At 45.2% G+C, this 12,997-nt stretch carries 18 protein-coding genes; all 18 read left to right on the top strand.

What is annotated here, in order from left to right; genetic code table 11:
* Window positions 1–142: 142 nt before the first annotated feature.
* The 18 genes from AB4Z45_RS27000 (at window position 143) to AB4Z45_RS27085 (ending at window position 12,996) form a co-directional block, all read left to right on the top strand.
* Window positions 143–787 carry a YphA family membrane protein gene (locus AB4Z45_RS27000; protein WP_441912613.1) on the top strand — a complete coding sequence of 215 codons (645 nt, stop codon included), beginning with the start codon at window positions 143–145 and terminating at the stop codon, window positions 785–787.
* Window positions 787–1,704, top strand: a complete 918-nt coding sequence (locus AB4Z45_RS27005; RefSeq protein ID WP_441912614.1) for a YIEGIA family protein — start codon at window positions 787–789, stop codon at window positions 1,702–1,704. The genes AB4Z45_RS27000 and AB4Z45_RS27005 overlap by 1 nt, the downstream gene beginning before the upstream one ends.
* Complete coding sequence (locus tag AB4Z45_RS27010; RefSeq protein WP_076271357.1) at window positions 1,697–1,876, top strand: capping complex subunit for YIEGIA; 180 nt, start codon at window positions 1,697–1,699, stop codon at window positions 1,874–1,876. The genes AB4Z45_RS27005 and AB4Z45_RS27010 overlap by 8 nt, the downstream gene beginning before the upstream one ends.
* A gap of 77 nt (window positions 1,877–1,953) precedes the next feature.
* Window positions 1,954–3,276: a ribosome biogenesis GTPase Der gene (der, locus tag AB4Z45_RS27015; protein WP_441912615.1), complete on the top strand. Its 1,323-nt coding sequence runs from the start codon at window positions 1,954–1,956 to the stop codon at window positions 3,274–3,276.
* A gap of 12 nt (window positions 3,277–3,288) precedes the next feature.
* Window positions 3,289–3,885, top strand: coding sequence for a glycerol-3-phosphate 1-O-acyltransferase PlsY (gene plsY, locus AB4Z45_RS27020; protein WP_076271355.1), 597 nt, complete (start codon window positions 3,289–3,291; stop codon window positions 3,883–3,885).
* Between the two features lie 10 nt (window positions 3,886–3,895).
* Window positions 3,896–4,930, top strand: coding sequence for an NAD(P)H-dependent glycerol-3-phosphate dehydrogenase (locus tag AB4Z45_RS27025; RefSeq protein ID WP_441912616.1), 1,035 nt, complete (start codon window positions 3,896–3,898; stop codon window positions 4,928–4,930).
* An 81-nt stretch (window positions 4,931–5,011) separates the two neighbouring features.
* Complete coding sequence (locus AB4Z45_RS27030; protein ID WP_076271354.1) at window positions 5,012–5,287, top strand: stage VI sporulation protein F; 276 nt, start codon at window positions 5,012–5,014, stop codon at window positions 5,285–5,287.
* A 136-nt stretch (window positions 5,288–5,423) separates the two neighbouring features.
* Window positions 5,424–5,603 carry a DUF2768 family protein gene (locus AB4Z45_RS27035; RefSeq protein WP_076271353.1) on the top strand — a complete coding sequence of 60 codons (180 nt, stop codon included), beginning with the start codon at window positions 5,424–5,426 and terminating at the stop codon, window positions 5,601–5,603.
* 55 nt (window positions 5,604–5,658) lie between these two features.
* Entirely contained in the window at window positions 5,659–5,955 is a 297-nt protein-coding gene (locus AB4Z45_RS27040; RefSeq protein ID WP_441912617.1) for a 2Fe-2S iron-sulfur cluster-binding protein, read from the top strand.
* Window positions 5,956–5,987: 32 nt separating this feature from the next.
* The gene (locus AB4Z45_RS27045; RefSeq protein WP_441912618.1) at window positions 5,988–6,602 is read left to right on the top strand and encodes a nucleotidyltransferase domain-containing protein; all 615 of its coding nucleotides are present in this window, start codon (window positions 5,988–5,990) and stop codon (window positions 6,600–6,602) included.
* Window positions 6,590–6,937 (top strand): 2Fe-2S iron-sulfur cluster-binding protein, encoded by a 348-nt coding sequence (locus AB4Z45_RS27050; RefSeq protein WP_441912619.1) that lies wholly within the window; start codon window positions 6,590–6,592, stop codon window positions 6,935–6,937. The genes AB4Z45_RS27045 and AB4Z45_RS27050 overlap by 13 nt, the downstream gene beginning before the upstream one ends.
* Before the next feature lie 127 nt (window positions 6,938–7,064).
* A complete protein-coding gene (locus AB4Z45_RS27055; protein ID WP_441912620.1) occupies window positions 7,065–7,817 on the top strand; it encodes a hypothetical protein in 753 nt (250 codons plus the stop codon).
* A 295-nt stretch (window positions 7,818–8,112) separates the two neighbouring features.
* A complete protein-coding gene (gene spoIVA, locus AB4Z45_RS27060) occupies window positions 8,113–9,591 on the top strand; it encodes a stage IV sporulation protein A (RefSeq protein ID WP_076271348.1) in 1,479 nt (492 codons plus the stop codon).
* A 202-nt stretch (window positions 9,592–9,793) separates the two neighbouring features.
* Window positions 9,794–10,096, top strand: a complete 303-nt coding sequence (locus tag AB4Z45_RS27065) for an HU family DNA-binding protein (RefSeq protein ID WP_441883526.1) — start codon at window positions 9,794–9,796, stop codon at window positions 10,094–10,096.
* Window positions 10,097–10,323: 227 nt separating this feature from the next.
* A complete protein-coding gene (mtrB, locus tag AB4Z45_RS27070; RefSeq protein WP_054024369.1) occupies window positions 10,324–10,545 on the top strand; it encodes a trp RNA-binding attenuation protein MtrB in 222 nt (73 codons plus the stop codon).
* Window positions 10,546–10,705: 160 nt separating this feature from the next.
* Complete coding sequence (locus AB4Z45_RS27075) at window positions 10,706–11,281, top strand: hypothetical protein (protein ID WP_076271347.1); 576 nt, start codon at window positions 10,706–10,708, stop codon at window positions 11,279–11,281.
* Window positions 11,282–11,406: 125 nt separating this feature from the next.
* The gene (locus AB4Z45_RS27080) at window positions 11,407–12,267 is read left to right on the top strand and encodes a heptaprenyl diphosphate synthase component 1 (protein ID WP_441912621.1); all 861 of its coding nucleotides are present in this window, start codon (window positions 11,407–11,409) and stop codon (window positions 12,265–12,267) included.
* 18 nt (window positions 12,268–12,285) lie between these two features.
* Window positions 12,286–12,996: a demethylmenaquinone methyltransferase gene (locus AB4Z45_RS27085; RefSeq protein ID WP_339203276.1), complete on the top strand. Its 711-nt coding sequence runs from the start codon at window positions 12,286–12,288 to the stop codon at window positions 12,994–12,996.
* Window position 12,997 lies beyond the last annotated feature (1 nt).

Consider the following 12,997-nt stretch of genomic DNA (forward strand, 5'->3'; position numbering starts at 1 on the left):
GCTTTGACGGAGAAATGTAAGATAAGTAGAAGCAAACGATATACTTTCTTATATTTACAAAAAGGAGCTATTTCTGCGAAAACTCGCAGGAATAGCTCCTTTTTTTTGGTGCATAATAGGGGGTACAAGAGGTGAGATAACGTTGAATCCCGGATATATGTCGATTTGGATTATGATTATTATGTTTATCCTTATTACGACAGGCTGGAAGCCGTTTATAGCTCCCGATATTAGCCGTCGTATGTTGTCGCTTCTTAGCATTGCGTTAATCGCACTGATGGGTGTTTCGTTTTGGTGGAAGCCGTTACAAGGCCATATTCAGGTTGAGCTTCATATGAGTGTTTGTCTTCTATTGCTGTTAGGCATACTCGCATTTAAGAAAGCCGAGGATTGGAGTTATCTAGGGTACTTAATATTGTGCACAATAATGATTGCTGTCATATGGGGGTTCATCCGCAAAATGTATAGCTTTGATCCCGTTTTTCATTGGATTGATCCGAGCTGGGATGCTCCTTTGCTTTGTGGAATTTTTTGCGGCGCGTTTACCTCGCATGTAAAACATCAATTTGGGATGATCGTCTGGGGAGCGGTACTTGGCGAAACGTTTAACACTGTCCTTCAATTTGGAGCACACACCGCTCATATTGGCAATTTAGCTTGGTGGGACAGTTTTTGGATTGCGCTGGCTACAGCTATGATTTGCAGTTTGCTGCTAAAATCGGTTCGATTTGTGTTTTCCAAGCTCAGCGTAATACTTTGGCATATAAAGGGAGGACGTCCATCCTAATGCAGCATTTTCTCGTTGAAAACAAATATTTGGTCGGTGTTCTCCTTGGGATTGCCTTTGGCCTGATCTCACGCTTGCTCATGCTTAGAACGGATTATCGCCAGTATCCAACCTATCCTCATGGACGAATCATCCATATATCATTAGGTGTAATTGCAGCGGCATTAGGAGCTGTTGCTGTGCCGGCGCTGTTTAACAAAGATTACACTGCAATTACTTTCCTTACATTAGCTGCTCAGCAATTTAGAGATGTGCGAAAAATGGAACGCGAAACGTTGACGAAAATCGACAGTATGGAGCTGGTAGGACGCGGTTCGACATATATTGAAGGAATCGCCATGGTTTTTGAAGGGCGAAATTACTTAGTTATTATGACGGCATTGCTTACAAGTCTATTTGGGATATTAGTAAATATATGGGTAGGGATGATAGCGGGAGTTATCTCGCTCTTAATCGTTGAGAAGCTGAAATCAGGCAAAGCTGTCTCCCATATTGCTGAGGTGCAAGCCGCAAAAGTTCGAGTGGATGGCCCGGATTTGTTTGTTGATAACGTTTATATTATGAACGTAGGTTTGAAGAGCAACCAAGAAATCATTGCATCGCGTGGCATGGGGTTTATTTTGACTCCCTTCAACTCAAATGGCAAAGTTACTTTAAGCAATCTTGGTCAACGGCAAGCTATTCTTTACGATTTGGCTACGATTTTAGGGGTATACCGCGATGATGGAGAGCCTGCTTTAATACCTATGGCGAAGTTGGATATGAAGGATGGACGATTGGCTGTATTTATATTGCCACAGGAGTTGGATGCAGATAAAGGGAAAGCAGTTATCATGCGAGTGCCGATTTTGGAATCTGCTGTTCGCATGCCGACAGAAGCATCTGTGAACAAGAAAGGGGCAGAGAAAAATGGCTGAAATCTTAGCTGTGGTATCCATTCATGCAGATGCGGTTAGTGGCGGAGCGCCGATTTTTATTGCAGAAAATGTAGATAAATTGGAAGAAACCTCGTTTCTGCTCGAGAAGATTTTGGATGCGAGTGCGCATGATTTAAAGAACGGTACAATCATACTGGTCAATCACCGATAATATGAAAAGTTAGCCAAGAACGCACTTTTTTGCTATGATGGATAGCGTGAGTATTTTTGAAGGAGTGGAAAACAAACATGGCAAGACCCGTTATCGCTATTGTCGGTCGTCCGAATGTGGGGAAATCCACGATTTTTAATCGGGTCATCGGCGACCGTCTAGCAATTGTTGAGGATAAACCGGGCGTCACTCGTGACAGGCTTTATGGCACCGGAGAATGGAATGGAAAACCGTTCAGCATTATTGATACTGGCGGTATTGAAATCGATGGCGAAGATGAAATTATGAAATCTGTGCGTATGCAGGCTGAACTCGCAATTGAAGAAGCAGATGTAATTATCTTTATGGCGGATGCGAAAACAGGCTTGACGCATGCGGATGATGAAGTTGCTCAAATGCTATTCCGTTCGGGCAAGCCCGTTGTGCTTGCAGTTAATAAAGTTGATAATCATGGCCGCATGGATGAAGTTTATGAGTTTTATGGACTTGGCTTTGGTGAACCAATCGCAATATCCGGCTCGCATGGACTAGGTATCGGTGATTTGCTTGATGCTGCTGTCGCTTTGCTTCCGGATCTAACCGATGATGGCTACGATGAGGATGTCATCCGTGTTGCATTAATCGGCCGTCCTAACGTAGGGAAATCATCTCTAGTGAATGCACTGCTTGGCGAAGACCGCGTAATTGTAAGCAATGTAGCAGGTACGACTCGCGACGCCATTGATACACCTTTCGAACGTGATGGGCAGCGTTATGTGCTCATTGATACAGCCGGCATGCGTAAACGCGGCAAAGTGTATGAGTCAACAGAGAAGTACAGCGTAATGCGTGCGATGAAAGCGATTGAACGCGCAGATGTTGTTCTAGTGCTGATTAACGGTGAAGAAGGCATCATCGAGCAGGACAAGCATATTGCTGGTTATGCTCATGAAGCAGGAAAAGCATCGATATTTGTTGTGAACAAGTGGGATGTCATCGAAAAGGACGAGAAGACGATGCAAAACTTCTCGCAAAATATTCGTGATCATTTCTTGTTCATGTCTTATGCACCGATCGTTTATTTATCAGCATTAACCAAAACGCGTTTGCATAAGCTGTTGCCTGTTGTGAAGCATGTTTCTGAACAGCATGCAATGCGCATTCAGACTCATCTTCTTAATGACGTCATTTCGGATGCAGTAGCAATTAATCCGCCGCCATCCGACAAAGGCAAGCGTCTACGCATCAACTATGTTACGCAAGTAGCGATCAAACCTCCGACAATTGTTGTTTTTGTCAATGATCCGGAAATTATGCATTTCTCGTATGAGCGCTATTTGGAAAATAAAATTCGTGCTGCATTTAATTTTGAAGGGACTCCTATACGCATATTCTCGCGTCGTAAGTCCGAAGAAGATTAGGGGAGAAGTAGCTTGTTATACGGAGTAATCGCGGTTGCTTTAAGCTATTTGTTAGGCTCAATTTCATTTAGCATCGTTATTGCCAAATGGGTGAAAGGTATCGATATACGTCAGCATGGCAGCGGAAACGCTGGTGCTACGAATACACTCAGGGTGCTCGGCAAAGGGCCGGGCTTACTGGTGTTTTTACTCGATATCGGCAAAGGGGTAGCAGCTGTATTTATTGGCCGCGCTCTTAGTGAAAACGACTGGATTCCAGTTTTGTGCGGATTAGCCGCAATCATTGGCCATAACTGGCCGATTTGGTTCCGCTTTAAAGGAGGCAAAGGCATTGCAACGACAGTAGGTGTCATTGCGACCCTTGCTTTCGTGCCTGCACTTTGTGCAGGAGCCATTGCCATTGCGACAATTGCTTTGACCAGATACGTATCGCTTGGCTCATTATTGTTTGCTGCTTTAACGCCATTATTTATTACTTTGTTCTATTATTCGGTTCCTTTACTTTGTGCAAGTCTTCTGATATGTATTTTTGCATTCGTACGCCATCGGTCGAATATTGTAAAGCTGTTTCAAGGAACGGAAAACAAGTTAGGTGCAAAGAAAGGGTAGTGAGCGTCGCATGACAAAGCTGGATTCATCAACAATGAAAAATGCGGCAGTGCTGGTTGCTGGAAGTTGGGGCACTGCTCTTGCTTCTGTACTCGCGAGAAATGGCTATCATGTAAAGCTATGGACGCGCAGTACGGAACAAGCGGAGAACATTAACCTCAGCCATGAGAATAGCAAGTTTTTGCCTGGAGTAAAGCTTCCTGAGCTAATCCATGCAACTACGGATTTAAAGGATGCACTGCAGGATGCAGAGCTCGCTTTGTTCGTTGCGCCTTCTGGCGCTATGCGCGAGGTTGCTAAGCAAGCGGCACCGTTTCTATCGGATAAGACGCTTGTTGTTCATGCAACAAAGGGCTTTGAGACAGATACTTTGAAGCGGATGACGACTGTACTTTCGGAAGAGCTTGGCAGGCCGATGGAACAGCTTGTTGTTTTATCAGGACCAAGCCATGCTGAAGAGGTTATTTTGAAGCAGCCTACTACAGTAGTTGTTGCTTCAACTGATTTGAAAGCAGCTGAGCAAGCCCAGGATGCGCTCATGAATACGCATTTCCGAGTGTATACAAATCCGGATGTCGTTGGTGTGGAAGTGGCTGGAGCCATCAAAAACATTATTGCATTAGGTGCAGGCTTGACGGATGGGCTTCAGTTTGGCGACAATGCCAAGGCTGCTTTATTAACCCGTGGCCTAGCGGAGATCAGCAGGCTTGGAACGGCAATGGGCGCGAATCCGCTCACTTTTGCAGGATTAGCTGGCGTCGGCGATCTTGTCGTTACTTGCACAAGCAAGCACAGTCGAAATTGGCGTGCTGGCTACATGCTTGCAGATGGCACGCCTCTAGATGACGTGCTTACTCGGATGGGAATGGTCGTAGAAGGTGTACGTACGACGCGTGCGGCTTACAGTTTAGCTAAAGAGTACGATGTTGAGATGCCGATTACGTTTCAGTTATATGAGGTATTGTTCGCGAACAAAGCGCCTAGGACTGCCGTTGAGCATTTGATGGGCAGGCTGCGGACGCATGAAATCGAAGAGTTAGGCTAAGGACCAGCGCCTACACCAATCTTCTTGCCGGCTCATATGATGCATGGAGCAATACACATGCGCATGCTGGAGGTGTAGAGTATGGCGAGGGATTTCTCCAAGGACATTCTCAATTCGATCAATAAAAAGACGGGCAAAGGAATTTCCGAGAGCTCAGTCAAAAAGCTTGCCAGCGGAGTTACAGCACAGACGATGACTGACGAAGCTGAGCTTCGCAAGCTGATTAAGCAAGTGTCGGAAGTGGCTAAGGTCAAGGTTACGGAATCTACGATTAATGATATCGTAAGAGCTGTCAAAGCCAGCGGCATGAGCGCCAGCAACATGGAAGCAATCATGAAAATGATGATAAAAAAATAAAAAAATGCGGCAAAAGCGTGGAGCGCCCCGAATATTTTATTCGGTAAAGTGTTCTGTCAGCTTTTGTCCTTTTTTTTGTGCGATGTTATAATGGGTGAGAATTCATTATGATATAGATTAGGAGAATGGAATTTCTATGGATGCTATGACAAAAATGTGGGTTTCGCTATTCGGCATTGGGATGATGGCGATTGCGGCCCTTTTAATTACGTTTGCTCGTTTGAAAACGAAAGGCGCAGTGAAATTTATTCTATCGTTAATTGCATTTATTGTTCTAATCATTGGCTTTGTATGCGGACTTATATCCATTATTTAGAAATTATTACATAGGGGACGGTCGTTCACTAACAAAAGGGAGATTTTGACATACAATGATTGAATTAAAGGGTAGAACCAAAACAGCTGTTGTAAAAGCAGAAGAAGGCTTGTCGCTGCTTGATCATGCACTTAAGCATGAGATTGATTGGAGCTTCTCTTGCGCGAGAGGAACCTGTGCCCGGTGCCGCTGCTTGGTAACAGAAGGCATGGAGCATCTTGAAGGCATTACGGACGAGGAGTGGGACCGTCTTGAGCCGGAGGAGTTTGAAGAAGGCTACCGGCTCGGCTGCCAGGCCATCGTCAAAAGTACTGATGCGAAAATCGCAGCAGCCAACAAGCCTTATTTTTAATGCATAAGCTACTGATGAAGGAAGTGCCAGCGATGTCAGAAAATGAACGCATTCATAAAGCGCTGGCTGCCGTTAAAAAAGCGACAGAATCAAGTCAGGCGCAGTGGATTATTGGCGGAAGCGCCAGTCTAATGCTTCGAGGACTTGAACTGTCAAACGAACCGCGTGATTTGGACATTTATTGTGATGAACAGAATGTACAAGAAATTTATGATGCTCTTAAGCCTTTTGCCCAGGATCAACCAACATTAAGCGTGACAGATATGTATCGATCAACGCTTAGCCATTTTATAATACAAGGAATACAGGTTGAGCTCGTCGGCGGGTTCGAGGTGAGTGCTCAAGGCTGTAAGTATGAGACGATGGTTAATAAATTACTGATGCCTTTCTCAGAGAAAGTGCTGTTAAACGATGCTAATTATTCAGTAGCGATCGTTCCGCTTGCGCATGAGCTGTGGTTTAATTTTTTGCGAGATCGGATGGATCGCGTTGATTTAATCGTTCAAGCGATTGCAAAAGCGCCTGCTCAGCATGAAGGTGCATTCCTTGCGATTGAAACTAACAATACATTCACCGCTGAGGCAAGGCGTACTCTTCATCAGCTGTTGTCTTATCGAAAGGCCGGTGGCTTGTCATGGACGGAGTAGTTACTTTTTGGCCATCGGGGAAGAGCATTAAGGTGAAGCCAGGCACAACGCTGTTAGACGCTGCCAGACGTGCGAATATACCGATTCGCACACGTTGCGGGGGCAAAGCTGCTTGCTTCATGTGCAAGGTCACTGTGAGGCCGGGAAGCCAGCTGCAGCCGATTGGTGATGTGGAGAGAAACAAGCTGTCTGGATTAGACGAAAATCATGAGCGTTTATCATGCCAAGCTAGGGTAGCTGGGAAAGTGGATGTGGAAATTCCATTAGATCCGCTGCGAGCGGCAGTTGCAAGACAGCTCGCAAAGCAAGCAGAGGAAAACGATGATCTATGGTAGGATGAATGACGAAGTAGGTTGCTGCGCAAACCTAAGCATATCCTTACGAAGCGGGTTTGCTGCGCAAACCTAAGCATATCCTTACGAAGCAGGTTTGCTTCGCAAACCTTTAGGAGGTTACAAAAAAATGAACGGATTATTTATGGGAAGGCTGCCACGTTACATACGCCAGTTCGCAGCATTCTCTGCTTTAATTGTTTTGCTATTTGCTTTATCGGGCTGTATGTATCCGAAAAGTCAAATGAAGCAAAACCAAGTTGCTCCCAAAGAAGCAGTTCGTAATGTTCAGTCAGCGATTGATCAATATCAGTCCGAAACGGGCATGCTGCCCATGAAAAACAGTACCGCAGACACACCGAAGTATGAGAAATTTTATATTGATTTTGGAGTGCTAAATCGGACAGGCTATATGTCTGATATACCTTCTTCTGCTTTTGAGAAAGGCGGCAATTACAGCTACCTTATTATTGATGAAGAGAGTAAGCCTAGAGTGAAGCTGCTTGATATTTTGGCATTTCAAAAAATTAATGATATTCAGAGCTGGGTAACTTCTTATATCCAAACAAACAATGTCCTTCCAAAGGGCGAGGAAACATACCCAGGGTTTTATCAAATCGATTACAAAGCAATGAGCAAAACAGCCCCAACGATTCGAAGTGTGTTCTCAGGACAAACGATTCAAGCAATCGTGGATGAGAATGGGGTAGTATTTTCCGATTATGGGATAGATATCATGCAATACATACAAAAGAGTGGGAAAAATGATTTTGAGGCAGATTTTGATTTGCGTACATTGCTCGTCGATGGATCAGACTTTGTCCCTGTCAAAGCTCCGGTCTATCACTTTGTAAATAATGAGCCGCAAGCTGTAAAACCTTAACTTCATGTACATTCCTGAATAAGCTAGTTCCAAACCTCTCCTTGACTATCGTCTCGGAGAGGTTTTTTTGGCTGTTTGGGTCATAGATTTGCTTTTTTTCTCATATAACTCAATCTTGGAAGGGAAGCCCCGCAGAGGAACAAAAAAAGATTTCATTGAAGGAATCGTCATAATCGGAAAGCTTGCACATAAGATGTTACTAGTCCAAAAAGCATGTACGAGTTGCGTCGCTGGCCTGCCCTATTGACCGGTGGATGGCGGCGAACCGGAAAAATCAATTGGGAGGGGATATTCAGTGGAGAAAGTAGATATTTTCAAGGACATAGCCGAAAGAACCGGCGGGGATATTTACCTCGGGGTTGTCGGGGCTGTCCGGACGGGCAAATCAACGTTTATTAAACGGTTTATGGAGACGGTTGTACTTCCGAACATTGCGAACGAATCAGACCGTGCGAGAGCCGTGGACGAACTTCCTCAAAGCGCCGCAGGTAAGACGATTATGACAACAGAGCCTAAATTTGTTCCGAATCAAGCGGTGCAGCTCAGGGTTACCGATGGACTTGAGGTAAACATGAGACTCGTCGATTGTGTTGGATATGCGGTTGAAGGCGCGAAGGGCTATGAGGATGAAAATGGTCCACGAATGATTACTACTCCTTGGTTCGATGAGCCGATCCCATTCCAGGAAGCGGCTGAGATCGGGACGCGTAAAGTAATCCAAGAGCATTCTACACTCGGTGTTGTTGTTACGACAGACGGCTCTATCGCAGAAATTCCGCGCAGCTCCTATGTTGTAGCAGAAGAGCGTGTCATAAACGAGCTGAAAGAAGTCGGCAAGCCATTTGTCCTCATCATCAACTCCACTCGCCCTAAGGGTGAAGAGGCGCTGCAACTGCGAAACGAGCTGCAAGCTAAATATGACATTCCAGTAATGACGCTTAGCGTAGCTACGATGGGTGAGGAAGAAGTCATCTCGGTATTGCGGGAAGTACTCTATGAATTCCCTGTCCATGAGGTAAATGTTAATTTACCAAGCTGGGTCATGGTGCTTAACGATCGGCACTGGCTTCGCAGCAACTATGAGAGCTCCGTACGTGATACGGTTAAAGATATTCGCCGGCTGCGCGATGTGGACCGAGTAGTAACCCAGTTCATGGAATATGACTTCATCGCCAAAGCTGGACTAAGCGGCATGAATATGGGGCAGGGCGTAGCAGAAATCGACTTGTACGCGCCAGATGAGCTGTATGACCGTATTTTGATGGAAGTAGTCGGCGTTGAGATTCGCGGCAAAGACCACTTGCTTCAGTTGATGCAAGAGTTCTCTCATGCCAAGAGGGAATATGACCGTTTTGCCGAAGCGCTGGAAATGGTCAAGACAACTGGATACGGCATTGCAGCACCGACACTTGCGGAAATGGCACTCGACGAGCCGGAGTTAATCCGCCAAGGTTCACGCTTTGGGGTTCGACTGAAGGCAACAGCACCATCCATCCATATGATCCGCGTCGACGTGGAATCGGAATTTGCTCCGATTATCGGCACGGAGAAGCAAAGCGAAGAGCTGGTAAGATACTTAATGCAAGACTTTGAGAATGATCCAATCAAGATTTGGGAGTCTGATATATTCGGTCGTTCCCTGCATTCGATTGTGAGAGAAGGCATTCAAGGAAAAATTGCAATGATGCCGGATAATGCCCGCTACAAGCTGCAGGAAACGCTCGGACGTATTATCAACGAGGGCTCCGGCGGATTGATTGCTATCATTCTGTAGTTGATCGATACTAGAATACGAATAAGCCGCTGCCGTAAAGGGAGCGGTTTTATTTGTTTTGCAGGAAATGCAGGTTGGCACTTGAAATTGGCAAACGGCTGTATTACTATAGGTTTGTTCGGTTAAAAGGTATATTTTTGAAGTTTTCCGTTAATAAGAGGGATAAGATGAGAGTTTATATGCTTACACCAAAAAAAAGTACATAATGCACTTTGGAGGAGGTGAAACAATGAACAAAACAGATTTGATTACAAAAGTAGCTGAATTGACTGATCTTTCGAAGAAAGATGCAACGAAAGCAGTTGACGCTGTTTTTGATGCGATATCCGATGCGCTGCAAAGCGGGGATAAAGTCCAATTGGTTGGGTTTGGTAATTTCGAAGTTCGCGAGCGCCAAGCACGTAAAGGCCGCAATCCGCAAACTGGAGATCCTATTGAGATCGCAGCAAGCAAAACGCCTGCATTCAAACCAGGAAAATCACTCAAGGACCTCGTATCCAATTAAGCATACTCCAGCTTAACTGCATTGACGCCGATGTTTGGCGGCAAGCATCCATATGCCACGGAATATAAGCATGATTTTGCTGCTTATCATTCGGCCTAATTTCGCTCGAACGGGATACCGTTCGGGCGTTATTTGTTTATTTGCATGATAGAATGGATTGCACAAACGTTACACATCCACTATAATTCACATGGATAGTATGGAATTACGGATGCGGAGGGATAACGATGGAGCCTACACATGGCGAGTACATTGTCGTAAAGGCAAAAGATCAAGGCGTTCAAGTCATCGGATTAACACGCGGGCTTGACACAAAATTTCATCATACGGAAAAGTTGGATAAAAACGAAATTTTAATTTGCCAATTTACCGATCATACTTCAGCTATAAAAATTCGAGGTAAAGCGGTTGTGATGACGAAATACGGTACGATGGAAACCGATCAGTAACAACGAATGTGCAAAGCAGGCTATGCCTGCTTTTTTTTGCCTGCCTGCATTCCGAATAATCATCCTACACCGCTCGTACAATGAGAGATGGGACTTTATATTCATGTGGTTCGAATGAATTTAAAGGTTAAGGCGATAAGTTAATATTCGGAGGTGCAGAGTGAACATCGGAAAACCACTTCTAACAGCTTGTGTGACTGCGTTAGCAGCTACATTATTATTTACTTGGCTTCCTCATGCAGGATGGCAGCATTCGGCAAATCGCGGCGACGTGGCTGTTTTTCGCACGACGCCGGTCGTAAGGCTCTCCAACAACAATATAGTAGATGTGCTCATTGCAACTCAGCTTCATGAGCGGTTGAATAAGGCGGAATGGAATAACGGCGTTTTATCGATCGATATGCGGGTAAGCACCATTGAAGGCCGGCCGGCAATTTGGTTCTCGGATGTTGAGAAGCTTATTCGTGTCTCATTCATACAGCTAGAGAATGTGAAACGTATTCTGATTCGAATCATTGAGGAGCAAGCGGAAGGCGATGCTTTGCTAGCTGCTGTTGATGTGCGGAAAACCGACGATTGGCTTATTTCGGAGCTGGACCATCTTGCGCAAGCGGATCCTGTGCATGATGAGCTGTGGAGAAAGAGGCTGAGAGTTAGCTTTACTTCGGCCTGGGAAAAACGTTTTGGACCAGTATCGGGATTTACTGTAAAGCCTTCCTCCATTTCGCAGCAATAAAGGTGATGTATATTGCAATTTGTTGAACAAGCAGGCTCAATCATATGTTCTTTAGAATAAGTTGTGCTATAATAGTTTAGATTATTGAGCGGCGATTTGCGCTTCTCTGTTCGGAGGCTTCCCCAATGAGAACATACCGTATACCTGAAATAGCTCAAAAATATGTGAAATATGACATGATCGAGGAGCATACGTCTCTTCCTGACTTAGCGAATGCAAGGCTTCGCTTGCTACACGCCTTCCTGAGCCAGCAAGCGTCGCTACAGACCCACAGTGAGCTCTACACGCTCGTCGTATCTCTCGTTCAGCTAGGAATGGATACGCATGATTTAATCGACACACACCAAGAGCAGCGCTCTGAGCCGGAGATGCGTTCAAGGCAGCTTAAGGTGCTGGCAGGGGACTACTTTAGCGCGACTTTTTATCAATTGCTCTCGCAAGCCGGCGAAATTGAGATGGTTTCCAAAATCAGCAGCGCGGTTAGTGAGGTCAACAGACTAAAAGTTAATCTTTACGTTCGAATGAGGCAGCTTAAGATGACCTCAGAAGAATATTTAGGTCTTGCGGTTCAGCTTAAGAGCACGTTGTTCCAGATTTTCACAGAGGTGCTGGAGGGCGAGCTTTCTCGCGTCTGGCCAGGGATTCTGGATGGCGTTAGCCGGTGCGAGGTTATAGTTGATGAAATCAAGCGCAGCGAGAACCCAGCTACGTTTGATAAAAGCTGGTCCTATTGGCATATCATGCAAGCGGGGTCAGAAGATGAACGCCTGCAGCTCTCTCAGCGTATGTTTGAACCTGCATTTATTAACAGTTTGGTGGAAAAATATAAGGTGCGCAGCCAGCTTATAGCGAAGCTGAAGGTCTCAGCAGATTCAGTGAAGGTTTTGGCTGGTAAGCTGGAATCGGACAAGTTGCTCGGAGAATTGACGACTATCGTCGATAATCTATTAAACGAAAAAACCGATTACACGCCTGCACTCAATTAGACGAGGTGACTTGCAAGGGTGGATACGAACTCCAAGAGCCATGTGCATGGCGTATTTGAGCGGATTGCTCCAAAATACGATTTGATGAATGATCTGATCAGCTTTAGAAGACATAAGGCATGGCGGAAGTTTACGATGAAAAAAATGAGCGTTGCAAAAGGACAAACAGCACTTGACCTTTGCTGCGGCACTTGTGATTGGACGGTTGCTCTTGCAGAAGCGAGCGGTACTGGACAAATCGTAGGACTTGATTTTAGCCAAAACATGCTTGATGTGGGTGCTGTCAAAGTAAACAAGATGGGCTTGAATAAGCAAATTACATTAGTCCAAGGAAATGCAATGAGCTTGCCGTTCGAGGATAATTCCTTTGACTATGTTACGATTGGATTTGGTCTGCGCAATGTTCCTGATTATTTACAGGTACTGAAGGAGATGCACCGCGTTGTTAAACCAGGCGGTTTAGTTGTATGTTTAGAGGTATCCAAACCAACCTGGCAGCCATTTAAATCGATGTACAACCTTTATTTCGAACGAATATTGCCAGTTATGGGCAAAGTGGTAGCCAAAAGCTTCAGTGAATACAAATGGCTGCCCGAATCACTGAAAATGTTTCCCGGTCGACAGCAGCTTGCTGAGCTGTTTGAAGAAGCGGGTCTTCATCAGGTGAAGGCATATCCTCTGACCGGTGGAGTAGCTGCGCTGCATATGGGGACAAAGGAGAAGAAATAGC

Source organism: Paenibacillus sp. MCAF9 (assembly GCF_052114265.1).
Taxonomy (GTDB): Bacteria; Bacillota; Bacilli; order Paenibacillales; family Paenibacillaceae; genus Pristimantibacillus.